Annotated in this window: 18 protein-coding genes; 7 read left to right on the top strand and 11 right to left on the bottom strand. The window is 68.6% G+C overall.

Annotated features, from left to right (window positions below):
• Positions 1 to 66: 66 nt before the first annotated feature.
• From NW198_RS01585 to NW198_RS01560, 6 genes are all read right to left on the bottom strand, one after another.
• Entirely contained in the window at positions 67 to 1,056 is a 990-nt protein-coding gene (locus NW198_RS01585; RefSeq protein WP_087313250.1) for a flavodoxin family protein, read from the bottom strand.
• Between the two features lie 391 nt (positions 1,057 to 1,447).
• Positions 1,448 to 2,533 (bottom strand): NADH-ubiquinone oxidoreductase-F iron-sulfur binding region domain-containing protein, encoded by a 1,086-nt coding sequence (locus NW198_RS01580; protein WP_087313252.1) that lies wholly within the window; start codon positions 2,531 to 2,533, stop codon positions 1,448 to 1,450.
• A 14-nt stretch (positions 2,534 to 2,547) separates the two neighbouring features.
• Complete coding sequence (locus NW198_RS01575; RefSeq protein ID WP_258339747.1) at positions 2,548 to 4,674, bottom strand: FAD-dependent oxidoreductase; 2,127 nt, start codon at positions 4,672 to 4,674, stop codon at positions 2,548 to 2,550.
• A gap of 141 nt (positions 4,675 to 4,815) precedes the next feature.
• Complete coding sequence (locus NW198_RS01570) at positions 4,816 to 6,300, bottom strand: FAD-dependent oxidoreductase (RefSeq protein ID WP_258339746.1); 1,485 nt, start codon at positions 6,298 to 6,300, stop codon at positions 4,816 to 4,818.
• Between the two features lie 258 nt (positions 6,301 to 6,558).
• A complete protein-coding gene (locus tag NW198_RS01565; protein WP_087313258.1) occupies positions 6,559 to 7,527 on the bottom strand; it encodes a flavodoxin family protein in 969 nt (322 codons plus the stop codon).
• A gap of 334 nt (positions 7,528 to 7,861) precedes the next feature.
• Positions 7,862 to 9,418 carry a CdaR family transcriptional regulator gene (locus NW198_RS01560; protein WP_258339745.1) on the bottom strand — a complete coding sequence of 519 codons (1,557 nt, stop codon included), beginning with the start codon at positions 9,416 to 9,418 and terminating at the stop codon, positions 7,862 to 7,864.
• A gap of 246 nt (positions 9,419 to 9,664) precedes the next feature.
• On the opposite strand from NW198_RS01560, the gene NW198_RS01555 reads away from it, so the two are divergent.
• The 5 genes from NW198_RS01555 (at position 9,665) to NW198_RS01535 (ending at position 15,407) form a co-directional block, all read left to right on the top strand.
• Entirely contained in the window at positions 9,665 to 11,458 is a 1,794-nt protein-coding gene (locus tag NW198_RS01555; protein ID WP_087313262.1) for a CocE/NonD family hydrolase, read from the top strand.
• Positions 11,459 to 11,543: 85 nt separating this feature from the next.
• Positions 11,544 to 11,795, top strand: a complete 252-nt coding sequence (locus tag NW198_RS01550) for an acyl carrier protein (RefSeq protein ID WP_087313264.1) — start codon at positions 11,544 to 11,546, stop codon at positions 11,793 to 11,795.
• Between the two features lie 69 nt (positions 11,796 to 11,864).
• The gene (locus NW198_RS01545; protein ID WP_087313266.1) at positions 11,865 to 12,860 is read left to right on the top strand and encodes a phosphate acyltransferase; all 996 of its coding nucleotides are present in this window, start codon (positions 11,865 to 11,867) and stop codon (positions 12,858 to 12,860) included.
• A 124-nt stretch (positions 12,861 to 12,984) separates the two neighbouring features.
• Positions 12,985 to 14,106, top strand: a complete 1,122-nt coding sequence (buk, locus tag NW198_RS01540) for a butyrate kinase (protein ID WP_258339744.1) — start codon at positions 12,985 to 12,987, stop codon at positions 14,104 to 14,106.
• Between the two features lie 26 nt (positions 14,107 to 14,132).
• Complete coding sequence (locus NW198_RS01535; RefSeq protein WP_258339743.1) at positions 14,133 to 15,407, top strand: MFS transporter; 1,275 nt, start codon at positions 14,133 to 14,135, stop codon at positions 15,405 to 15,407.
• A gap of 43 nt (positions 15,408 to 15,450) precedes the next feature.
• On the opposite strand, the gene NW198_RS01530 is transcribed toward NW198_RS01535, so the two are convergent.
• The 5 genes from NW198_RS01530 to NW198_RS01510 all read right to left on the bottom strand — a co-directional run bounded on the left by NW198_RS01530 (position 15,451) and on the right by NW198_RS01510 (position 19,117).
• Entirely contained in the window at positions 15,451 to 16,302 is an 852-nt protein-coding gene (locus tag NW198_RS01530) for an MBL fold metallo-hydrolase (RefSeq protein ID WP_258339742.1), read from the bottom strand.
• 113 nt (positions 16,303 to 16,415) lie between these two features.
• Positions 16,416 to 16,925 carry a hypothetical protein gene (locus NW198_RS01525; protein WP_087313273.1) on the bottom strand — a complete coding sequence of 170 codons (510 nt, stop codon included), beginning with the start codon at positions 16,923 to 16,925 and terminating at the stop codon, positions 16,416 to 16,418.
• A gap of 191 nt (positions 16,926 to 17,116) precedes the next feature.
• On the bottom strand, positions 17,117 to 17,491 hold the full coding sequence (gene acpS, locus NW198_RS01520) for a holo-ACP synthase (RefSeq protein ID WP_087313275.1): 375 nt from the start codon (positions 17,489 to 17,491) through the stop codon (positions 17,117 to 17,119).
• Positions 17,492 to 17,514: 23 nt separating this feature from the next.
• Positions 17,515 to 18,480: a 3'-5' exonuclease gene (locus tag NW198_RS01515; RefSeq protein ID WP_258339741.1), complete on the bottom strand. Its 966-nt coding sequence runs from the start codon at positions 18,478 to 18,480 to the stop codon at positions 17,515 to 17,517.
• A gap of 115 nt (positions 18,481 to 18,595) precedes the next feature.
• Positions 18,596 to 19,117, bottom strand: a complete 522-nt coding sequence (locus NW198_RS01510) for a nitroreductase (protein WP_087313279.1) — start codon at positions 19,115 to 19,117, stop codon at positions 18,596 to 18,598.
• Between the two features lie 208 nt (positions 19,118 to 19,325).
• On the opposite strand from NW198_RS01510, the gene NW198_RS01505 reads away from it, so the two are divergent.
• Positions 19,326 to 21,449, top strand: a complete 2,124-nt coding sequence (locus NW198_RS01505) for an LTA synthase family protein (protein ID WP_258339740.1) — start codon at positions 19,326 to 19,328, stop codon at positions 21,447 to 21,449.
• 30 nt (positions 21,450 to 21,479) lie between these two features.
• Positions 21,480 to 23,606 carry an LTA synthase family protein gene (locus NW198_RS01500; RefSeq protein WP_258339739.1) on the top strand — a complete coding sequence of 709 codons (2,127 nt, stop codon included), beginning with the start codon at positions 21,480 to 21,482 and terminating at the stop codon, positions 23,604 to 23,606.
• The last annotated feature ends 8 nt before the right edge of the window (positions 23,607 to 23,614 follow it).

Genomic DNA, 23,614 nt, shown 5'->3' with positions numbered 1-23,614 from the left:
GCGGTCCAAACCGTCCGGAATCCGCACGCGGGCCAGAGGGGACGACTCCCCCTCTGGCCCGTCTGACTAGCGCTCGATCTTGAGCGTCGGGAACTCCATCTTGGCGTACTTCTCCATCAGCGGCTTGACCTCGTCGAGGTGCGCGAAGAACTCGTCGCGCGTCTTGTTGATCTCGTTGAGGTGCTCGGCGCGTGCCTTGTCGTCGTTGCGGTCGCGGATGAGGCCGTTCTCGGCGATCTTGAGGTAGGGACGACCGGTCTCCTCGTTGACGGCGAGGTCGCCGCCGGCGCCGCACACCGCGCACTCCCACGGGAACTCGATGCCGTCCCAGTGCTTGTCGCCGGGGTAGACGAGCGAGCTGTGGCAGTTGGGGCACACGCCGTCATCGGGGTCGCCGAGCCAGGTGCGCTCCTCGACCGGCGTCTGGATGGCCTTGACGATGTTCTCGCCCATCTTGCGGGCGCGGGCGAGCTGGCCGCCCCACTCGACGTCGTCGCCCCAGACGAAGGCATTGCCCGGGCGGCCGTCGCGCTGCGCCATGTAGCGGTCGACGACCTGCAGCGACATCGTGAACATGGTGGCCTGCAGGCTCTCGAGGGCGAGGCTCTGCCAGTCGTGCATGGAGCCGCCCACCGCGATCAGGCCGGCCACGGTGTGCGGGTTCTCCTTCACCGCGCCGATGGCGAGAAGGAACGACAGCTCGTAGGCAAGGAAGCGCTGCGCGAAGCGCGTGTAGACCGAGCTCGGGGTGAGGTCGTAGGTCGGGACGGCGAAGATCACGCCGTGGCAGGTGCGCAGCTCGCTCACGATGGCGTCGACGTCGTCCTTGTTCTTGAGGACGCAGCCGTGATACTCCTTCTGGAGGCCCGCACCGACCTTGCCCATCTGCATCGTGCAGCCCTCGCAGCCGGTGCACGGCAAGATGTTGTAGTCAAAGAGGTTGATCAGCTCGACCTCGCCGCCGGCCTCCTGGACCGCGCAGAGCGCCTCCTTGGCGAGCGCCTCGCCGTTGCCTCCGTGCCTGCCGGCGCAGATTGCCATGACCTTGAAAGACATGTCCGCTCCTCTCCTCGAGCGTCGGGCGCGGACCCCCGTCCGCGCATTCTGAGGGAATGCTACGGCGGCGCGCGCGGGCGTTCACCGTCTGGGCGAACGACGCTTTTGGTCGTGGCGGGCGCGGCTTCGTGCGCACGGACAAAGGCGTGACCCCCTCGGGCTCCGGCATGGCAAACAGAGCGCGAGAGGGTCATGTTGCGAGTAGTATCGCACGGCGCCCGACGCGGCGGCATGTTCGCGGGACCAGAGCCTGGCGGGCGGGAGGGGCCGCCTTTGTGCGCACGGGACAAATCCGCGGCGGCGCGCCCTTCTCGGCCGACGAAAAGGGCCGCCTCGGGGGAGGCGGCCCAGGGACGTCACCTGCACGTTGGGGACAGTCCCCAACGCGCTGCTAGCGCTTGCGGATGGGGATCGGGCGCGGCGGGGTGCGCGGCTTGTCGGCGCCGGCCATGATGATGGCCTCCTCGTCGCAGACGCTCACGCACTTGCCGCACTGCGTGCACGCCTTCTGGTCGATAACGTGGATGAAGCGCGGCTTGCCGAGGATGGCCTCGTCCTCGCAGGCGTCGACGCACTCGCCGCAGCCCACGCACTTGGTGGGCAGGATGTGGTAGGTCATGTACGCCTTGCACTCCCCCGCCGGGCAGACCTTCTTGGTGAAGTGCTGCTCGATCTCGTCGCCAAAGGCGTCGAGCGCGGAGAGCACGGTGCGCGCCATCACGCGGCCCATCTCGCAGAGGCTCTGCGTCTCCATGACGGGGCAGAGGTCGCGCAGCAGCGCCACGTCGGAGGCCTTGCCCTTCTTGCGGCAGATGTCGCTCACGATCTGCGCGATCTGGTGCCCGCCCTCGTGGCCGAAGACGCACCGGCCGCAGGTCTCGTGCCGGTAGAGCTGGCACACCTGGTCGAGCGCGCTCGCCATGCACGACTCCTGTCCGTACACGCGCACGTAGTCGCTGCCGAGCTCGACGGCGGCGTCGGCGTTCGAGGCCGAGAAGAACGCGCCGGTGGGATAGCCCACGTAGACCGCCTTGGCGTCGCTCACGCCGGAGGCCGCGACGAGCGCGCCCACGGTCGTGGACGCGGGGAGCTCGACGGGGGCCTGCACGCCCTCGAACCAGGTCCAGCGGGAACCCTCGGCGCCGAGGAGCTCGGAGCCGGCAACGAGGCGCAGCTCAGGGGTGGTGCCGGTGACCTCGGAGGGCAGAGGCTTCTCGCCCGCCAGCACGCAGGCGCACGCGGTGTCGTTGGCGTAGACAAAGCCGAGGGACGCGTCGGCCTCGACCACGCGCGCGGCGTCGCCGAGAAGCTCGCGCAGGCGCGCGGCGAGCTCGGGCTCCGAGGACGGCACGAGCACCGCCACCTCTCCCCCGAGGCCGGCGATCCTCTCTGCCGCGCCCTCGACGTCGGCCTTCAGGAGGTGAAGGGAGACGGGCGCCGCCGCGTAGGTCGGCATGAAGCTCACAATAGTCGTCATTTCTCGCTCCCTTCCTAGTACTCGTTCCACAGGCGCGGGGTGGTGAGGGTCAGGCGCAGATCGCACTGCAGGCAGCGCGACGCCTCGCAGCGGGCCTCGTCCTCGGTGAACGGGCACTCGAAGACGTCGAAGGTGTGCGCGCGCTCCTCGGCCGGCGCGATCTTGGGCTCGACGCGGCCGCCGTAGAAGCCCTCGGGGACCTTGCCCACGCGCTGCTGCGGCGCGTCGGCGTCGAGCAGCTCGGCCGTGATGTCGCCGTCGCCGCCGAGGTGGCGGTCGATCGAGCTCGCGGCCTCGCGGCCCTGCTCGATGGCGGCGATGACGGACTTGGTGCCCGTGACGCAGTCGCCGGCGGCCCAGACGCCCTCGGCGCTCGTGGCGAGCTCGGCGTCGGCCGCGATGTAGGGGCCGTGCGTGAGCTCGAGGCCCATCGCGTCGGTGCCCTCGGGCTTCTGGCCCACGGCAAAGATCACGTGGTCGGCGGGGATCGTGAGCTCGCCGCCCTCGACGAGCTCGGTCACCGCGCGGTGGTTCTCGTCAAAGTAGAAGCGCTCGATCTTGTGAATCGTGACGGAGCCAACGCGGCCGGAGCCGGGCTCGGACTCGTTGATGGAGGTGAAGGCGTAGGCGTCGTGGAGCTCCACGCCCTCCTCGGCGGCCTCCTCGCGCTCCTCGGGCGTGGAGGTCATCTTATCGATGGACTCGAGGCAGGCCACGTCGACCTTCTCGGCACCCAGGCGCACGGCCGTGCGAGCGCAGTCGTAGGCCACGTTGCCGCCGCCGAGCACCACCACGCGGCCGGTCACGTCCATCGGCTCGCCGGTGCGGGCCGCCTTGAGGAAGTCGGTGTTGACGTAGACGCCCTCGAGGTCGGAGCCCTCCATCGGAAGGCGGGTGCCCACGTGGGTGCCCACGGCCACGAGCACGGCGTCATAGCCCTCGCCGAGAAGCGCCCTGGGATCGGCCACGCGCTCGCCGCAGCGGATGTCGATGCGCGGCTCGGCGTCGGTGCCCTGGGAGATCTCGCGGATGATGTCGACCTCGTGGTCGACGGTGGCGTCGGGCAGGCGGTAGGCCGGGATGCCGTAGCGCAGCTGCCCGCCGACCTTCTCGTTGGCCTCGAAGACCGTCACCAGGTGGCCCTTCTCGGCGAGGAACAGAGCCGCCGTGAGGCCCGCGGGGCCGGCGCCCACGACGGCCACGCGCTTGCCCGTGAGCGGCTCGTGGCGCACGCGGCTCTTCCACTCGCCGGTGTCGCGCACCGCTGCCGCGCGCTTGAGGCGGCAGACCGAGAGCGGCGCGGTCAGGTCGTTGCGCTTGCACTCGCTCTCGCAGTTGTGGTTGCAGATGGTGCCGAGGGTCTCGGGGAACGGGACCTTCTCGCGCACGACGGCCGTCGCGGCCTCCCACTCGCCGTCGCGGACGTGGCGCAGGTAGCGCGGGATGTCGATGTGCGCCGGGCAGCCAAAGCGGCAGGGCACGACGTCCTCCTCGCGGGAGCGGTCCTCGTGCACGCGGGAGAGCACGTCGATGATCGAGCCCGTGGGGCAGACCTCGATGCACGCGCCGCAGAAGCGGCAGCCCGCCTCCTCGAGCGAGACCGAGCCGTCGGTGCCGATGCGGATGCCCTCCTCGGTGTGCTGGTAGTCCAGGACGCCAACCCCGCGCAGCTCGCGGCAGGCGCGCACGCAGCGGCCGCAGCGGATGCAGCGCGTGAACATGTGGGTGATGAGCGGGTTGGACTCGTCGGTGGCGACGGGGCGGCTCTTCACGCGCCAGCGCGTGGGCGAGACGCCCAGGTACTGGTACATCGACTGCAGCTCGCACTTGCCGTACTTGGGGCAGCCGGTGCAGTCGGTAGGGTGCGTGGCGAGGATGAGCTCCATCGCCATGCGGCGCACGCGGTCGGCGCGCTCGCCGTTGACGTTGACCTGCATGCCCTCGCGCACCTCGGTCTTGCAGGCGCACACGGGCTCCTCCGCGCCGTCGACCTCGACCATGCACAGGCGGCAGCCGCCCACGGCCTCGAGGTCGGGGTGCTTGCAGAGGTGCGGGATGAAGATGCCGGCTTCGAGCGCCGCGTCGAGGACCGACTGGCCCTCGCGTGCCTCGACCTGCTGGCCGTTGATCGTGAGCTTCACATGACCCCCTCTGTCAGATCGTGCCGCGCCGAGAAGGACGCGGGCTCGCGGCTCCCCCCTTCGAAAGTCCGCAAGCCCGCGTCCCTCTCGCCTCTCCGCGGCTTGGGCGCGGGGCCCCGCAGGGCCCCGCGCGTCACGGAACTAGTACTCGAAGAGCTTGGCGGCGGCGTTCTCGCCGGCGATGCGTCCGGAGTTGAGGCAGAAGCCCATGGTGTTGCCCGGGATGCAGTAGTTGTAGGAGTCGCCGTAGATGGTGCAGGCGTCGGTGCCCACGCAGTAGAGGCCGGGGATGACCTTGTAGTCGTCGGTCATGACCTCCATGTTGTGGTTGATCAGCACGCCGCCCAGGGTGCCGTAGGCGCCGATGTACTGCTTGCAGCAGTAGAACGGGCCCTTCTCGAGCGGCTGCATGAACTCGCGCTCCTTCTCGAAGATCTCGTCCCAGCCGCTCTCGCACATCTCGTTGTACTCCTCGACGTTGGCGATGAGGCCGTCGACGTCGATGCCGGCCTTCTCGGCGAGCTCCTCGAGGGTGTCGGCCTGGCAGATGGGCTCGTAGCCGTCGGCGAGGTCGCGCTCCCACTGCTCGTCGAAGCCCTCGTAGAGGTCGTGCGGGTGGACGTGGGAGACGATGTCCGGGCCGTCCTTCTTCCAGTGCTTGAGCATCTTGGAGTCAAAGATCGCGTAGGCGACCTTGCCGGGCAGGTGGTTGATCGCGTTGCCCACGAAGGTGGTGTTGAAGATCTCGTCCTCGGGCATGAAGCGCTCGCCCATGCGGTTGCACCAGTAGCAGGGCTGGCGGAAGGCGCCCTCGACGTAGAAGTGGTTCATGTTGTCGGGGATCTGGTACATCATCTCCATGGTGACCGGGGTGTGGCCGGCGCCCACGGAGTGGCACATGTTGATGCCGTCGCCGTCCATGCCGGGGATGGCGAAGGAGAACAGGTTCTTGCCCCACTCGAAGCCCATGGTGTCCTTGATCATCTGGGCGTTGTGGCCAAAGCCGCCGGTGGCGACGATGACCGAGGAGCAGGAGATCTCGTACTCCTCGCCGTTCTTGTCCTTGGCGGTGACGCCCACGACGGCGCCCTCGTCGTTGGTGATGAGGCCGGTGCCGGGGCACTCGAGCATGAACTCGACGCCGAGCTCCTGGGCGTGCTCGGTCATGCGCTTGGTCATCGTGGTCGCAGCGCGCGGGCCGGGCTCGGAGCCGTCCTCGGGCTGGACGACATGCCAGGTGTACTCGCCGTCGGCGTAGGCGCGGGTGCGCTCGCGGGCGCGGAACGCCGGGCGGACGCTGTTGAACTCGACGCCCATGTCCATGAGCCACTGGATGGTGTCGCCGCTCTTGAAGTAGTAGTCGCGCACGAGGCGGGCGTCGACCTGGTAGTGGGTGTAGAACATGTGACGGCGGAAGAGCTCGCCGGGGGTGACCTCGATCATCGAGGCCTTCTGGAGGGGCGAGCCGGCCGCGGCCGGGCCCATGCCCATGTTGGCGGCGCCGCCGGTGTTGGACGCCTTCTCGAGGGTGATGACCCTCGCGCCGCTCTCGGCGGCCGCCACGGACGCGGCGAGGCCGGAGAGGCCGGCCGCGATGACGACGACGTCGGTCTCAAGCTGCTTCATGCGAATCCTCCTCTATCTGCTGCCATGTGTGCCTCTCGGCACCTTCTTGCACGCGTACACCATCGCGCACGGGCGTCTCGCCAACAATGTGCGCGCAACACATATCGGGCCAAAATGTCCCGCGTGGTTTGTGCGCTCGACCCATGCGCTTTTCGACGGTCTCGGGCCTGGCGCCCGGGAGCCCCGCACGGGACGAGAAGACCCGGCCACGTGGTCGCGGCCGGGTCCTAAAGGCAGTTCTTCTGGCCTGCCGACGCGCTAGGCGCGCGGGGGCATCGTGGGCTGGATGAGATCGCGATAGTAGGCGACGCGGTCCTTGTAGGCCTGGGTCTTCTTCATCTCCGCGAGCTTGCCCTCGTTCTCGGCGATGTCCTTGCCGTGGATCTCCTTGCCGGACTGGATGTCGTGGGCCTTGTGCAGGTCCTCGTCGGCGTAGGTGACCTTCACGACGCCGTCCTCGACCGAGACGGTGCCCTCGAGGCCGCAGACGCAGCAGATGGCGCGGTTCTCGCCGGGGACGAGATAGAAGTCGTTGCAGTTGCAGTGCGGGCAGATGCCGGGCTTGCCCTGGTAGGTGGCGTGCTCGATGTCCTTGGCGGCGTTGGCCAGGTTGACGCCGATCTGGTGGGCACGCTCGATCAGGGAGTCGTCCATGAGGGCGGTCTTGGACCAGGCGACCCACTCGTTGTCAATGACCTTCCAGCTGGGGGTCATGGCCTGGAGCTGGTGCTCGGACTGGACGTGGGTGCCCCAGTCGGAGCCGCCGATGCCGATGTAGGAGACGACCTTGGGGCTCATGATCGCGGGGTTGGGCACCTCGACGCCCTTGGCGGCGGCGCCGCCCTGGGCAAGGCGGCCCTGGGCGATCTGGGTGCCGATGAAGTTGTTGCCGGTGTCCATGCGGGGCCCGAAGCGGTCCATGATGGTGTGGAAGAGGCCCGACGCGCCGGTCTCGAAGATCGGGTCGACCATGATGACGCCGTCGGCGTTGAACATCTCGAAGGCGAGCCAGTCAAAGTCGTCCTTGTGGACGCACATGTTCTTGGTGCCGCTCATGAGCATCTTGACGCAGGTAATGCAGCCGGTGCAGTGCTTGATGTCAAGGTCCATCGCGCGGATGAACTCGATCTCGCAGCCCTCCTCCTGGCAGGCCTTGAGCACCTCCTTGCAGATGCAGTCGTTGTTGCCGTTCTTGGTGCCAAACGAAACGCCCACGATCTTGGTCATGGCGACCCCTTTCCTCTCCGGCTTGGGTTCCGTTGGGAAAAGCGTATGGGCAAACCCGTTAGGCTGACGTTTGATAAACGCCCAGGCGAGAAGAACGTGTCTGTGCGATTGCACATTGGACGGCTGACGGTGGCGTCGGGGTTGACAGTGGCGTCAGGTTATATTGTCAACCCCCGACAGGGGTTGACAATATAACCTGACGCCACTGTCAACCCCGACGCCACCGTCAGCCCCGTGCGGCATCCGGACGTTCTTCTCGGCCAACTTGACAATATAACCTGACGCGATTGTCAAGTTGACAATATAACCTGACGCCACTGTCAACAGGCGCACGCTACCGGCGCGAGGCCTCGAGGACCTGCGCGGTGAAGGAGAGCGCCAGGCGGTCCTCGCCGTCCTTGAGGTCTACGAAGAAGAGCTCCTTGACCTTGTTCATGCGGTAGAAGTAGGTGTTGCGGTGGACCGAGAGCGCGGCGGCCGCCTCGGCGGGGCTGCCGGGATGGCGCACGGACATGATGGCGGTCTCGAGGTAGGCCGTGCCGTGCTCCCGGTCGTAGGCGTCCATCGCCACCACGCGCTTGTCAAGCATCATGTCGACGCGCTCCCGCGTGCCCGCGACGGCAGCCAGCACGCCAAAGCGGTTCTCCCAGAAGTAGCAGACGCGGCCGCGGGCGCGCGGGTCGGGCACGCGCATGAGCAGCCGGCACTGCTCGAGGCGGGCGCCGGCGCGGTCGACCTCGTCAAAGGGCTCGCTCACGAAGGCGCGCAGGTCGTTGTTCTCGAGCATCGAGGCCAGGGCGGAGTTGGCGGAGAGGCGCCGGACGCAGCGCGCGTAGTCGTCGTAGCCAACGGCCTCGCTCCTGCCCACTGGCACCAGCGCGCACAGGACGCCGTCCTCGATGCACCACAGGCAGCTGCGCACCGCGCGGCCCACCATCGAGCCCACGCGGGCGAGGTAGTCGCGGTCGGCGTCGCGCTGGCCGGAGAACGTGAGCATCGCGTAGGACCCGTCCCGCGGGAGGTGCGTGACCCCAAGCTGGGCGCGCATGGTCTCCTCGTTGACGAAGCCGCCGGTCACGAGGTCGTGCAGGACCGAGGAGCCAAACCCCACGCGCTCGCCGGCGAGGCCGAGGCGGTCGATGAGGATGCCCGCGAGCTGGGAGGCGTAGTCGATGAGCTCGAGGTCGATGCCGGATATCGGGCGGTCCTTCTCCATCACGTCGAAGCGACCCATCTCGAGATGATGGAAGTGGACCATCGAGGTGACCCAGCTTCGGGCGTAGCGCGCGCTGAAGGCGAGGATGGAGTGATGCGAGCGCCGCACGCCCTCGATGATGCCGTCGGCCTCCATGTCGGCGTTGACCATCTCGGAGATGTAGCCCTGCGCGAGGACCTCCTGCACGTCGAGGGCGTCGACCGGGAACTCGCCGGCAGTGGCGAGCACGCGCTGGTCGGAGTTGAGGACGATCACGGGATTGCCGAGCACCTCCGAGGAGCGGCGCGCGAACTGCGCCACGTCGTAGGAGCCGAGAAACGCGTTGAACATCCGCTCGCGCAGCAGCTCCAGCACCGCGATGCGGGAGGGCAGGTCGAGAAACTGGGCCCGCAGGTCCTCGTAGCAGCTCGGATGGGAGATGAGCACGACATTGCCCGCGGGCGAGGCGTCGGCGGGGATCTTGGGCCCCGCGTGGACGAGCAGAAGCTCGCGCTCGCCCGCGCTGACCCTCCCGTCCGCCCAGTCCTCGAGGCGGCACAGGCGCACGAACAGCATGTCCCCCGGGGTCGTCGAGCCGTACTCGGGGGTGAGCAGGACGTTGGCGTCCAAAAGCTCCGGTCGCGCCGGCCAGAGCGCCCCGCACGCCAGCTCGTTGACGACCGTTCTCAGCTTCATGGCTCCCCCTCCGGACCCGACGGCGGGACGGCCCGCCCGCTCTTCTCGCCCCCATGATAGCAGCGCGTTGTGCTGTTGACCAAGGGCCCTGAGCTGGGCGATGGGCAGCGGTACCGCGCGGGCCCGCCACGGGGCCCCAAAGTTTGTAACCCAGTCCAATGAAGTTCTTGGCCCAAACGCCCACACTCTGGGGCAGGGAAAGCGCCCGCCGGGCACGCCCGGGGGCTCGTCAGAGAGGAGCGCCGCATGGCCGAGAAGAGAGAGGGCATCGTCAAGAAGATGACCTTCGGCGGGGAGGAGTTCGAGGTCCCCTTTGCCAAGGGCAACCCCGGCAAGTCCCGCGAGGAGCTCGAGGAGATCAAGCGCCGCCTGGCCGAGGACCCCGACGCCGGCGACGGCGAGATGGTCGCCACGATGGGATTTTGCGCCCCCTACCAGCCGCACACCTACATGACCGAGATCCCCGGCGTCATGTGCGAGCGCGACCAGGCCTGCGTCCTGCGCGACGGCACCACCATCTACGCGGACATCTACCGTCCCGCCAACACCACCGAGAAGGTGCCGGTCATCTGCGTCTTTGCCCCGTTTGGCAAGAACCCCTCCGAGGGCATGGACTCCTGGCAGCTCATGGGCGTGCCGCCCAAGACGGTCTCCCAGTACGCCAAGTTCGAGGCGCCCGACCCCGGCTACTGGTGCCACTACGGCTACGCCGTGGCCAACGTGGACCCGCGCGGCGTGGGCAACTCCGAGGGCGACGTCTACCTCTGGGGCAGCCAGGACGCCCAGGACGGCTATGACTTCATCGAGTGGGTCACCGCTCAGGAGTGGTGCAACGGAAAGGCCACGATGATCGGCAACTCCGGCGTGTGCATGGCCCACTGGCGCATCGCCGCCACCCGTCCGCCCCACCTCGCGTGCCTGGCGGCCTGGGAGGGCCAGGGCGACCTCTACCGCGAGAGCTACTACTGCGGCGGCATCCCCAACCCCGACTACGAGACCCACATCATCCAGGCGCTCGCGGTCAACAACTACATCGAGGACACGCCGGCGATGGTCGCCCAGTACCCGCTCATGAACGCGTACTACAAGGACAAGATCGTCGACTGGAACAAGATCCGCATCCCCACGTACGTGACGGCCGGCTGGGTCCACCACCACCTGCGCGGCGCCTTCGAGGGCTTCCGCCGCATCCGCTCGCCCAAGAAGTGGATGCGCGCGCACCGCGACTTCGAGTGGCCCGACAGCTACAAGCCCGAGAATCTCGAGGACCTGCGCCGCTTCTTCGACCGCTACTGCAAGGACATCCACAACGGCTGGGAGATGACGCCGCGCGTGCGCATCGACGTCATGGACGGCTATGACTTTGACTACGCCGACCGCCGCCCGGAGGAGTCCTTCCCGCTCAAGCGCACCGAGTACAAGAAGCTCTACCTCAACGCCGCCGACGGCTCCGCGAGCTTTGAGAACCCCGGGCAGGAGGCCGAGGTCGTCTACGACCCCAAGACCGAGACCACGACGTTCACCTATCAGTTCACCGAGGACACCGAGATCACGGGCTTCATGAAGCTGCACCTGAACGTCGAGTGCCGCGGCTACGACAACATGGACCTGTTCCCCTGGGTCATCAAGCTCGACAAGGACGGCAACTACGTGCCGATCCGCGTCATGGGTGCGCCCTTCCGCGGCGCATGGGGGTTCCTGCGCTGCAGCCACCGCGAGCTCGACCCCAAGTACGCGAGCGACTTCCAGCCGGTGCACGCTCACACCAAGGAGGAGCGCATGCAGCCCGGCGAGATCGTGCCGGTGGACGTGGAGATGTATCCGCACTCCCGCTTCTGGCACAAGGGCGAGAAGATCCAGGTGGTCATCGCCGGCCGCTTCATCAAGACCGAGTGGTTCCACGACAACGACATGAACCACAAGACCGACAACGGCGACGGCATGCACGTCATCCACACCGGCGGCGAGCACGACTCCTACCTGCAGATCCCCGTGGTGCCGCCCAAGTACCAGGTCGGCGACTACGTCTACCGCGGCTAACGCGAGGAAAAGGGGCGCTCCCCTCTCCACATACGGCAAACGCGGAAGAGGGGCGGTCCCTCTTCCACAAGCGAAAGGAAGCAAGATGAACGAGTTCCAGGAAGAGGTCGTGGACATCCTCAAGAACAAGGCGGCCGAGATCTTTGGCGTGGACGCCTCCACCCTGTCCGCCGAGACGCGCTTCGTCGACGACCTGCACTGCAAGTCCGTCAACATCGTGCAGTTTGCGTCCGCGCTCGAGGACGAGTACGAGGTCGAGGTCCCCTACATGCAGCTCAACAAGTGCGCGACCTTCGCCGACGCCGCCAAGTTCGTGGATGACGCCCTGTCCATGTAGCACGAACGGCCCGGCAGCGCGGCCCCTCTCGGCCGCCGCCGGGCCCTTTTTCTATCGAAAGGACCTGACATGACGCTTATCGAGAAGCTCGTGGAGGACGCCAAGGCGGCGCCCGCGCGCCGCGTTGCCCTGCCCGAGTGCGAAGCAGCAAAGACCCTGCTCGCCGCCCGTCGCGTGCTCGACGAGGGCGTGGGGACGCCCGTGCTCGTGAGCCCGCGCGAGGTCATCGAGGCCACGGCCGCCGAGGCCGGAGTTGCGCTCGATGGCATGGAGATCGTCGACTCCTCCGACGAGGCGGCCGCCGACGCGCTGGCCGAGCGCTACATGGCCGGCGGCGCCCGCCTGCTCTCCGCCAAGGGCACCCGCCGCAAGATCAAGAGCCCGATGTGGTACGCGATGGTCATGGAGGAGCTCGGCGACGTGGACTGCACCTTCTGCGGCCACACCAACACCACCGGCGACGTCCTCATGGCCGCCCAGACCATCATCGGCCTCAAGGAGGGCGTGGACGTCCCGTCGATCTTCGCACTCGTGGAGACCGAGGGCTTCGAGGGCCCGGAGGGCAACGTCGTCTGCTTCGCCGACTGCGGGCTCAACCCCGAGCCCACGGCCTCCGAGCTCGCCTCCATCGCCATCTCCGCGGCGGACAACGTGGCCGCCATCATGGGCTGGGAGCCGCGCGTGGGCTTCCTCTCGTACTCCACCTGCGGCTCGGGCGCCGGCAGCTCGGTTGACCGCGTGAACGAGGCGATCTCGCTCGTGCACGAGCGCAGGCCCGACATCGCCGCCGACGGCGAGTTCCAGCTCGACGCCGCCATCGACGAGGCCGTCGCCGCCAAGAAGGTGGGTCGCGACTCGGCCGTCGCGGGCCGCGCCAACGTGCTCATCTTCCCCGACCTCAACTCCGCCAACCTCGCGGTGAAGATCGTCCAGCGCTTCGCCCACGGCGCCGCCTACGGTCACACGCTCTCCGGCTTCAAGTGCCCCGTGGCCGACTCCTCCCGCGGAGCCACCGTCGACGAGATCGTCGGCGACATCGCGATGCTCGTCCTCGCCGCCCGCTAGCGCCGACGCCGGGCGAGAGGGACGCGTCCGTTCTTCTCGCCCGCATTTTGTTGTGTCCGCACAAAGACAGGGGCCGCCGCGCCGCGCACAATCGCCGTACGGCGCGCCCGCAGAAAGGAACCGCATGGGCCACAAGATCCTCACGCTCTCCCCCGGCTCCACCTCCACGAAGGTGGCCGTCTTCGACGGGACCGAGGCGCTCTTCCGTCTCAACGTCACCCACCCCGCCGAGGAGATCGCGGCCTTCGACAACGCCGCCGACCAGTTCGAGTACCGCCGCCAGACCATCCTCGACGCCCTCGCCGAGCAGGGCATCGCCCTCGAGGACATCGACGCCTTCTCCGGCTACTGCGGCGCGATGGGCCCCACCGTCGGCGGCATCTTCGCCATCGACGACACGGTCTGCGACCACGTCATGAACGCCGGCGTCAACCACCCCGCCATCCTCGGCGCGCCGCTGCTGCACGCCTTTGCGCAGGCGACCGGCAAGCCCGCCTACGCCGTCAACCAGCCCGACACCGACGAGCTCGTCGACGTGGCGCGCATCACCGGATTTCCCGGCGTCTACCGCAAGAGCCACGTGCACTGCCTCAACCAGAAGGAGTGCGCGATCCGCTGCGCCGCCGAGCTCGGCCTCACCTACGAGGGCGGCTCCTTCATCGTGGCGCACGTGGGAGGCGGCCTCTCCGTCGCCTGCCACGACCACGGCCGCATGGTCGACACCAACGACGTCCTCGAGGGCTCCGGCCCCTTCGCGCCCAACCGCTCCGGCGACGCGCCGCTCAAGCCCGTGGTGAAGCTCGCCTACTCCGGCGCGACCAAGAAGGAGCTCGACGGCGTCATCGGCAAGACCGGCGGCCTGCTCGGGCTGCTCGGCACCGACGACGCGCGCCAGATCACGGCGCGCATCGAGGCCGGCGACGCCTGGGCGGAGGTCGTCTACGACGCGATGGCCTACCAGGTCGCCAAGGCGATCGGCGCCTTCGCCGCGGTCCTCGCCGGCAAGGTCGACGGCATCGTGCTCACCGGCGGCGTCTCCCACGACCCGCGCTTCGTGTCCTACGTGACCGAGCGCGTGGGCTGGATCGCCCCGGTCAAGGTCTACGCCGGCGACTTCGAGATGGACGCGCTCGCCGCGGGCGCCATCCGCGCGCTCGAGGGCACCGAGCCCGTCATGACCTACACCGGCGAGCCCAACTGGAAGGGTTTCACGATGGACGGCGCCATCGCCGACGTCGAGGGCTAGGACAAGAGATAGGAGACGCAAGGCCCATGACCGAGAAGAACGTCGAGACTGGCGCGAGGGCGGGCGGGTTCCACTACGCCTACGCCATCGTCGCGTCCTGCATAGCGATAACGTTTCTCCCCTGCGCGCTCGTGCTGTCGTGCGCCGGCATCTTCTTCACGCCGGTCTCGCAGTACTTTGGGGTGGCGACCGCGGAGTTCACGCTGTACTTCTCGGTGCTCAACATCGCCCAGATGCTCACCCTGCCCGTGGCCGGCAAGCTCCTCTCGCGCCTCGACGCGCGGGCGGTGCTCTCCGCGGCCGTGGTGCTGTGCGCCCTCGGCCTCGCGGGCATGAGCCAGTGCCAGGCCATGTGGCAGTTCTACGTCTGCGGTGCGGTCCTGGGCGTAGGCGTGTGCCCGCTGATCTACCTCTCCGTGCCCACGCTCGTGAACGCCTGGTGCGTCAAGCGCGTCGGCTTCTTCGTGGGCCTGTGCATGGCGTTCACCGGCATCGGCGGCGTGGTCTTCAACCCCGTGGGCACGGCGCTGATCAACTCCGGCGCCGAGGGCTGGCGCACCGCCTACCTGGTCTTCGCCGCGATCGTGGCGGTGGGCACGCTGCCGTTCACGCTGCTCGTGGTGCGCAGCCGGCCCGAGGACAAGGGCCTTGCCCCCTACGGCGCCGGCGAGGCGGCCGCGGGCGACGGCGCGAAGGCCGAGCTCTCCGGCGTGCCCGCGGAGCGCGCCATGCGCATGCCGGCGTTCTTTGCCCTCGCTGCCTTCTGCGGCGTGATCACGCTCAACCAGACCATCTACCAGTTCCTTGCCGGCTACGCCCAGTCCTTCGCCGACACCATGCCCGCCATCGCCGCCGCCTCCGGCATCGTGGCGAGCGCCGCGATGGGCGGCCAGGCCGTGGGCAAGGTCGTGCTCGGCGCCGTGAACGACCGCTCCGTGCACGCCGGCGTGGTGCTGGGCATCGGGGCGGGCGTTGCCGGCGTCACGCTCATGTGGCTCTTCCCGGGCGCGCTCGCGCTGCTGCTCGTGGGCTCCTTCCTCTTTGGCGTGGTCTACGCGATGACCACCGTGCAGACGCCGCTGCTCGTGCGCACCGTCTTCGGCAGCGCCGACTACACCAACATCTACTCGCGCGTCTCGATGGTGGGCTCGCTCATGAGCGCCGTCGCCGCCGTGCTCTGGGGCCTGGTCGTGGACTCCGCGGGCGGCTACCCGCTGATGTTTGTCCTCGGCTACGGCTGCATGGCCGTGTGCCTCGTGCTCGCGCTCTTCTCGCTCAAGGCGAGGCCGCACGTGGCGTAACCGCCGAGCAGCTCGCACGTCCTCTCCCGCCCCGGGCGCCCCCTCACGCCCGGGGCGCTCTTGTGCCGCGCCTGCGCGGCGCCGGCAGCCCGCGCGTGATCACCGCACGGAAGTCCGGGCTGTCGACGTCGGCGGTGGGACACGGGCACAGGTGACAGGTGCCCTCCCACTCCGCGACGTCGGCGTGGTGCCAGGCAATGCCGCGGTCCCGCTCGGCAAAGTCGGCGGCGGCGCGCCAGCTCGGCAGGTCCGCCTTGGTGAAGGCGTGGCGGTGGTGCCCCGTGAAGAAGCGCTCGAAGGGCAGGCCCTCCATCTTGTCGAGGGTCGCGCGCCACGCGGAGATGGGCTGAGACTCCTCGAAGCACAGGCACATGATCGGCGTCACGGCGTCTCCGGAGAGCAGCACCCCGAGCTCCGGGCAGAGGTATCCCATCGAGCCCGTGGTGTGCCCCGGAAGCGCCACGCAGCGCAGGGTGAGCCCGCCCAGGTCGAGCTCGTCGCCCTCCGCCACGTGCGTCACGCGCGGTCGGGCGCGCTCGGAGATCGCCCACGGGGCGTCGGCCAGGCGCGGGTCGGCGGCGACGCCGGCGGCGCGGTGCTCCGCGGCGAAGCGCTCCGTCTCGTCCCAGTGGCCGTCCTCCTCCGCCGGCATCATGACCTCGTCGAAGCGATACGCGCCGCCCACGTGGTCGGGATGGCGATGGGTGAGCAGGACGCGAGGCGTCCGGCCTCCCGCGAGCCCCTCGGCGACGGAGCGCACGTCGCCGAGGCCGAGCATGGTGTCGACGAGCGCCGCCTCCCGCTCCCCCACCACGAGGTGCGCGAGAAAGCCCATCGGGTCGGCGAGGCGCCAGAGCCCGGGCTCGACCAGCTCTGAGGTGATGAGTCCGTCCACGGCTTCTCCCTTCGGACGGCGGGCAAAGGTCGAGGCGCCTTTGGCCCATGAGAAAAGACCCGCCGGCGCGGGGCGCGGGCGGGCCGTTGCGTTCAGCGCGGGGCAAGAAGAGCTTAGTGCATGTCGGGCGCGGGGTCGTTCATGAGGTTGCGGGCGATCTTCTCGGCCGGCTGGGCCCACAGCAGGGAGACGACGTAGCCCACGATCCAGCACTGGAAGAAGCTGCCGAGCAGCGCCATCGGGAACATCGAGATGGGCATGCCCTGCATGACGTTGGCGTTGACGAAGGTGAGGATGACGGCGTTCACCACGACGTAGACGGTGTTCACGACGATGTTGAGCACCAGGCCAAACTTGATGCCGTCGGTGGGCTTGAGGCCGAAGGCGCCGGCAAAGGCAAAGCCCCACTTCTCGGCCGGGATGAACCAGCCGATGAAGAAGGAGATGACGTAGGCCATGACGATGTTGATGGCGGCGGTGGACAGGAAGGCCGGCATGAAGGCCTCCTCGGGGACGCCGGCGGAGCTGATGCCGATGTAGCTCGCGACGAGCGAGATGCACACGGCGATGGGGATGTTGGTCAGAAGGACCTTCACAAGCTTGGTCGAGTTCTTCATGGGCATGGCAGTCACCTCTCCGTTGATAGCCGCCCGACGCGGCATGCGCGTCGGGGCCCGGACCCCGTGCCCGGGCCTGTAACCCTTCGTGAAGACAGTATGGAGAGGGCGAGACGGCCGCCCAATGGATGCAAAACACAAAAGGCGGCGGGACAGCGGCCGTTCGTTGTGCCGATGCACAGGGAACGGCGGGGGCGCTACTGCGCGAGGACGACGGCCGTCGCCACGCCGCGCTCGTTGGTGATGGAGACGAGCAGCTCAGAGACGCCTGCCTCGGCGAGCACCGGCGCGAGCGGCCCGTCGAGCGTGACGTGCGGGCAGCCGCTCTCGTCCTCGAGGGTCTCCACGCGGCGAAAGTCGAAGCCCTCCGCGGTGTGGCGCGCGAGGGCCTTGAAGACGGCCTCCTTGACGGCGAACTTGCCTGCCAGGCAGGCGGCGGCGTCGTGGCGCGAGAAGGCCTGGGCGCGCTCGGCCTCGGTGAAGGTGCGCCGCGCGAAGGCGCCGCGCTCGTCGGCGACGAGCCGCGCCATCTCCTCGATGTCGACCGAGTCTATGCCGATTCCCCTGACCATGCTGGGCCTCCCCGACGCTCGCTTCACCCGAGCATGTTGCGGGCGGAGAACTCGGCCTGCACGGTGGCGAGCATGAGCTCCACGTCGTCGAGGCCGAGGTGTCGCTCGGACTCGCCGGGCTTGAGCGTGCCGCGGCGCAGCGCCCAGCTCTCGAGCGAGGCGGGGCGCATCTCGTGCGGCAGCGTGCGCGTCTCGGGGTCCACTCGACGGCAGATGTCGCGCGTGTCGATGGGCACCACGCGCCCCGCCTTGCGGGCCTCGGCGTAGCCGTCGATGTGCAGCATGAACCAGGAGTCCTCGAAGGCGGCGTTGTGCGCCATGAACGGGTAGGCGGTGAGCGCGGCGAGCAGCGCCCTCTGCACCTGGGCGTCCTCGCGAAAGGGGCGCCTCCCCTCGAGGTCGGACCACTCGATCTTGTGGATGTCCGCCAGCGGCACCCCCTTCTCGGCGTACATATCGGGCAGGCCGAAGTAGCCGGAGAACGGGTCGTGGGGCTTGGCGTCCGGCCCCACGGTCATGAACTCGAGGCCCACGTTGATGATGTAGCCGCGCGCGGGGTCGCGGTCGGTGGTCTCGATGTCGATGCCCACGACCATGCCGGAGACCGGGGCGTCCACCCAGGCCACGTTGAGGTCGCGCGCGTCCGGGCCGGAGAGTGCCGTGACCCTGGCGTCGGTCCGGTGCTGCAGCACCGCCACGGCGTGGATCAAATCGGCGTTGGAGAGGCCGCGCGCGAGGCTCGATGCGGAGACGTCGCGCAGCTTCTCGATGCCAAAGCGGTCGCAGACGTCGCGGTTGCGGTCGGCGAGCGAGCGCACGAGGTCATACGAGAACGGCTCGCGGCCCGCCGGCGCCTCGGCCCACGCGGAGCGCAGGACGCCCAGGGCCTCCTCGTTTCGGGCGCGCTCCGCGGAGAGGGAGGCGTCGTCCGTGAGAAAGCCCGGGAAGACGAAGGCGCTCGCGCACTCTATGGCTTGGCTGAGGTCCACCTGTCCCCGCTCTCGTCGACGTGAAAAGGGGTCGCCGGGCATGCCCGACGACCCACTAGGCTAGCACGTCGCGCGCCTCGCCCCGGCGTGGAAAAGGGACTGTCCCGTTTCCACACTACTCGGCGAAGAAGACGCGCCCGTCGTTTCTGGGCTTGGCCTCCGGCGTCTCGGCCGGGTAGCCCAAGATGCAGTGGCCGATGCCCTCGTAGTCGCCCTCGACGCCCAGCTCGGCGAGGATGGCCTTGCCCTCCGGCGTGTCGAACTCCTCGCGGGCGCGATGGATCCAGCAGCTGCCGAGCCCGAGCGCGTGCGCCGCGAGCATGAGGTTGCCCATGACGAGGCTGCCGTCGTAGACGCGGTTTGCCTGGTCGCACGGGGCGAGCACCACGAGCACGACCGGCGCGCCGTAGAACGGGTCGCGGCTGGGGTCGCCGATGACCTCGGCGTTCATGGCCGAGAGACGGTCGCGCAGCGCGCGATCGGTGACGGCGACGACGATGGGCCCCTGGCGGTTCATGCCGCTCGCCGCCCACAGTCCCGCCTCGACGACCTGGTCGATCAGCTCGCGGGACGGCACCTCGTCGGTGTAGGCGCGGACGCTGCGACGCTCCTTCATGGCCTGGATGACCTCGTTCATGGCTCCCCCTTCTCCGTATGGGACAGATCTCCGGGGTGTCCGCCCCACGTGCTGTCCGTCATCTCGGTTATGCCCCATCCTCGGGGTACCCCATTCGCGGGGACGACCCCGCCGGGAGAGAGCCCGCCCGAGACGCTCGCCCATCGAGCCTTCAAACCTATGCCGTATCATAAGCCGTTTGTAAGCTCAATGTTCGAGAAGGATCGTCATGCCCGCATCTCTTGCCGTCTGCCCGCTCCTCGCCCTCGCGCTGCTCGCCGGGGGCGCGTTTTTCCTCGTCCGCCACGAGGCCGCGCACGAGCGGCGGCCGCGCGGCGCGAGCCTGTGCTGGCTTTCCGCCCCCGCCCTCGCGCTCCTCTTTGCCGCCGTCTGGTGCCTGCTCGGCCTCTATCGGGGCGGCGTCGGCGAGCTTTTGGCCCTCGACGCCGCGGCGCTCGTCGCCGGCGCGGCGGCGCTCTTCCGCGACCGTCTGCTCGCCCTGCTCGACGGCACCCCCCACCCCCGCGCCGCGCGCCTGGGGCTCTCGGCCGCGGCGCTGCTCGTCTGCGCCTACCTCGGCCACCTCGCGCTCGAGCTCCCGTACAACTTCGTCGCCCTCGCCTTTGAGATCGAGCCCTTCTACGTGCTCCTCGAGACCGCGCTGATCGCGGGCATCCTGCTCTTCTTGCTGCTGCTGTTCCAGCGCAGCGGCGCGGGGCTCGCCCTCGGCGTGACGGCGCTTTGGGTCGCCGGCCTCGCCCAGTTCTTCGTCAAGGAGTTCAAGGGGACCGCCATCCTGCCGAGCGACCTGCTCGCCCTCGGCACCGCGGCGACGGTCAGCGGCGGCTACGTCTACGAGATCGACGGCCCCGTCCTTCTGGGGCTTTGCTGCGTCATGCTCGCCTGCGCCGTCGCGACCCTGTCCGTGACCCCGAGCCCCCGGCCGGGAAGGACCCGCGCCTTCCTGGTCCGCGCCCACGTCGCCGGCGCGCTCGTGGCGCTCGTGGCGCTGGGCGGCTGCATGGGGGTGCCGAGCTACGAGAAGCTCTTCGGCATGAAGCCGAACTACTGGAACATCCTCAGCAACTACTGCCGCCGCGGCATGCTCACCACCTTCGTCACCCTCGTCCAGAACATGAGGATCGAGGTCCCCGAGGGCTACGACGACGCCTCCGCGGCCGAGCTCGAGGCGTCATACGCCCAGACCTATGACGAGGCCCGCGGCTCCTCCGAGGCGAGGACGGCCGCCGAGGCGCAGTTCTCCGAGGTGAGGCCCTCGGTGATCTGCATCATGGACGAGGCCTTCTCCGACCTCTCCATCTACGAGGGCGAGGCCTGGGGCTACGAGGGCCCGAGCTTCTACAGCAACGTCTCGGCCGCCCTCATGCGCGGCTCTGCCGCGACCTCGGTGCTCGGCGCGGGCACCTGCAACTCCGAGTTCGAGCTGCTCACCGGCGTGGCCGTGCCCTACGTGGGCGACGGCAAGTACCCCTACCAGCTCTACGACCTCAGCGAGTCCCCGAGCCTCGCCAAGCAGTTCTCCGAGCTCGGCTACGAGACCACCGCCATGCACCCCAACAACCCCAACAACTGGAACCGCAGCGTGATCTACGAGCAGCTCGGGTTCGACCGCTTCCTGAGCTTTGAGGACTTCCCGCACCAGCCCGCACTGCACAACGGGGTGACCGACGGCGTCACCTATGACAAGATCCTCGAGATCCTGGGGAGCAGCGACGAGCCGCAGTTCATCTTCGACGTGACCATGCAGAACCACGGCGGCTACGAGAACGACGACATCCCCGAGGAGCTCTACGTCGACCGCCCCGTCGACGGCCTCGACGAGTCCTACCAGGCGCAGCTCAACGAGTACCTCTCCTGCATCGCGCAGTCCGACCGCGACCTCCAGAAGTTTCTCGCCACGCTCTGGAACCTCGACCGCCCCGTGGTGGTGGTCTTCTTTGGCGACCACCAGCCCTCCTTCGCCTCGGAGCTCAACGACCTCATCTACGCCGACGAGGACCCCGAGTCGCCCGAGCATATCGCCCGGACCTACCAGACGACCTATCTCATCTGGGCGAACTACGACGTCCTCGGCAACGACCAGGTCTCCCAGACGCTGGACGCCGGCGTCTCGACCCTCGGCGCGATGATGGCCGAGGCCATCGGCGCCCCGCTCACCGACTTCCAGAAGGCCCAGCTCGTGGCCACCGAGACCATGCCCATCCTGCACTCCGTGGGCGTCCACACGACAGACGGCTCGCTCATTCCCATCGACGACGTCGACGCGCTCCCCGAGGCCTATGACGACCTCGCGCGCATCACCTACCTCGAGTTCGCAAGCAACCTGGAGTAGCGCGCCGCACGGCGCGAGAAAGAGGTCCCCATGACCCCCCTGATCGCAATCCCGCTCTTCTCGCTCGCCCTGCTCGTCGCGGGCGCCGTCGTCGTCGCGCGACGCCTCCGCGGGCGCGAGGGACGCCTGGGAGAGCAGCTCGCTCGATCGATCGCGTGGCTGGTCGTGCCCGTCGCCGCGCTGCTCGCCGCCTGCTACTGGTGCGCGACGGGGCTCTACCTCGGTAGCTCCCGAGGGCTGATCGTCCTGAGCGCCGCGTCGCTCGCCGCCGGCGCCGTGTCGCTCTCCCGCGGCCGCGTCATGGAGTGGGTCGACGCCCTGGGGCGGCGCAGCCCCGAGGCGGCCGGCCCCGTGCGCGCCCTCATGGCCCTCGTCGCCGTGCTCGCCTGCACCGTGCTCGGGTTTCTTGCCATGGAGCTGCCCTACAACGTGGGGACGCTCTCCGTGGCCCTCGGCTTTGCCGCCATCGAGATGAGCCTCATCCTCGGCGCCCTGCTCGTCCTGTTCTTCCTCTTCCAGCGCCACGGGGCGGGCCTTGCCCTGGGCGTCGGCCTCTGCTGGGTCATCGGCCTCGCGCAGTACTTCATCGCCAACTTCAAGGCCTCGGCCATCCTGCCCAACGACCTCTTCGTCCTGCAGACGGCCGCGGCCGTGAGCGGCAGCTACGTGTACTCGGTCAACGGCATGGTCCTGACGGGCCTATGCTGCGTGGTGATCGCCTCCGCAATCTGCTCGCTGGTCGCCGCGACGCGCGCCGAGACGAGCCAGAGCCTGGTGAGAAGGACCGTCGTCAACCTCGCGTGCGCCCTCGCGGCCCTCACCGCGCTCTGGGCCGGCGTCACAATCCCCAACTACTTCGACGACCTCGGCGTGGGGATGGAGTACTGGTACTCGCTCGACTACTACAAGCGCCAGGGCTTCCTCACCACCTTCGTCGCCGTGGCGCAGGACCTCCCGATCGAGGTGCCCGAGGGCTACACGGACGTCGCGGCGGCCGAGACCGAGGCGTCCTACGTCGCCGCCTACGACGAGGGCGCCGGCGCCGAGGCGGGACGCACCGCGGCCGAGGAGCAGTTCGAGGAGCTGCGCCCCACCGTCATCTGCATCATGAACGAGACCTTCTCGGACATCTCCGTCTTTGACGGCGAGAGCTGGGGCTACGCCGGCCCGGAGCGCTTCAACTCCCGCGACGACGCCATCTTGGGTGGCGGCGTCTCGGTCTCCGTGCTCGGTGGCGGGACCTGCAACTCCGAGTTCGAGTTCCTCACGGGCGTGCCGCTGGCCTACGTGGGGGACGGCAAGTACCCCTACTCCCTCTACGACCTCTCGAGCGCCCCGAGCCTCGCCCGCCAGTTCTCCGAGCTCGGCTACAAGACCACGGCGCTGCACCCCAACTACGCGACCAACTGGAACCGCGACCGCGTCTACTCCATGCTCGGGTTCGACGAGTTCCTCTCGATCGAGGACTTCGAGGGGTCCGAGTGGTTCCACAGCGGCGTCTCGGACGCCGAGACCTACGACAAGGTCCTCGAGCTGCTCGAGCAAAGCGACAAGCCCCAGTTCGTCTTCGACGTGACCATGCAGAACCACTCCCCCTACGACCAGTGCAACCTCGGGGAGGTCCCGCAGTACAGCGTCGAGGGCCTGAGCCCCTACGACAACATGCGCGTCTCGGAGTACCTTGCCTGCATCGAGGAGTCCGACCGCGCCCTCGACGAGTTCCTCGCGGAGCTCGAGCAGCTCGACCGCCCCGTGGTGGTCCTGTTCTTCGGCGACCACCAGCCGGCGCTCTCCTCGATCCTCAACAACACGATCTACGCCGGCGAGCAGACGCTCGAGCACAGCCAGCGCACCCACGAGACGCGGTATCTCGTCTGGGCGAACTACGACGTCGCCGGCTCGACGAACGGCGAGAAGTGCGACACGAGCGTCTGCTACCTCGCCGCCCTGCTCGCCGAGAAGATCGGCGTGCCGCTCACCGACTACCAGAAGACGCAGCTCGTCGCACGCGAGGAGCTGCCCTCGATCAGCCTCATCGCCACCAGGCTCGCCGACGGCAGCGCGCTGCCCGCCGGGACGGACGCCTCGAGCCTCCCCGCCTCCTACCTCGACCTCTCGTACGTCGCGTACCTCGAGTTCGCGAGCAAGCTCAAGTAGGTCAGGCG

It is taken from the genome of Thermophilibacter sp. ET337, assembly GCF_024733715.1.
Classification (GTDB): domain Bacteria; phylum Actinomycetota; class Coriobacteriia; order Coriobacteriales; family Atopobiaceae; genus Thermophilibacter.
The sequence above is the reverse complement of the archived record's forward strand: the minus strand, read 5'-3'. Positions and strand labels throughout refer to the sequence as shown.

Coding starts and splice junctions, on each gene's coding strand:
- NW198_RS01505 (WP_258339740.1), top strand. CDS start 19,326: ATGCCCGCATCTCTTGCCGTCTGCCCGCTCCTCGCCCTCGCGCTGCTC.
- acpS (WP_087313275.1), bottom strand. CDS start 17,491: ATGGTCAGGGGAATCGGCATAGACTCGGTCGACATCGAGGAGATGGCG.
- buk (WP_258339744.1), top strand. CDS start 12,985: ATGGGCCACAAGATCCTCACGCTCTCCCCCGGCTCCACCTCCACGAAG.
- NW198_RS01565 (WP_087313258.1), bottom strand. CDS start 7,527: ATGACCAAGATCGTGGGCGTTTCGTTTGGCACCAAGAACGGCAACAAC.
- NW198_RS01570 (WP_258339746.1), bottom strand. CDS start 6,300: ATGAAGCAGCTTGAGACCGACGTCGTCGTCATCGCGGCCGGCCTCTCC.
- NW198_RS01535 (WP_258339743.1), top strand. CDS start 14,133: ATGACCGAGAAGAACGTCGAGACTGGCGCGAGGGCGGGCGGGTTCCAC.
- NW198_RS01580 (WP_087313252.1), bottom strand. CDS start 2,533: ATGACGACTATTGTGAGCTTCATGCCGACCTACGCGGCGGCGCCCGTC.
- NW198_RS01510 (WP_087313279.1), bottom strand. CDS start 19,117: ATGAACGAGGTCATCCAGGCCATGAAGGAGCGTCGCAGCGTCCGCGCC.
- NW198_RS01550 (WP_087313264.1), top strand. CDS start 11,544: ATGAACGAGTTCCAGGAAGAGGTCGTGGACATCCTCAAGAACAAGGCG.
- NW198_RS01500 (WP_258339739.1), top strand. CDS start 21,480: ATGACCCCCCTGATCGCAATCCCGCTCTTCTCGCTCGCCCTGCTCGTC.
- NW198_RS01545 (WP_087313266.1), top strand. CDS start 11,865: ATGACGCTTATCGAGAAGCTCGTGGAGGACGCCAAGGCGGCGCCCGCG.
- NW198_RS01525 (WP_087313273.1), bottom strand. CDS start 16,925: ATGCCCATGAAGAACTCGACCAAGCTTGTGAAGGTCCTTCTGACCAAC.
- NW198_RS01560 (WP_258339745.1), bottom strand. CDS start 9,418: ATGAAGCTGAGAACGGTCGTCAACGAGCTGGCGTGCGGGGCGCTCTGG.
- NW198_RS01555 (WP_087313262.1), top strand. CDS start 9,665: ATGGCCGAGAAGAGAGAGGGCATCGTCAAGAAGATGACCTTCGGCGGG.
- NW198_RS01585 (WP_087313250.1), bottom strand. CDS start 1,056: ATGTCTTTCAAGGTCATGGCAATCTGCGCCGGCAGGCACGGAGGCAAC.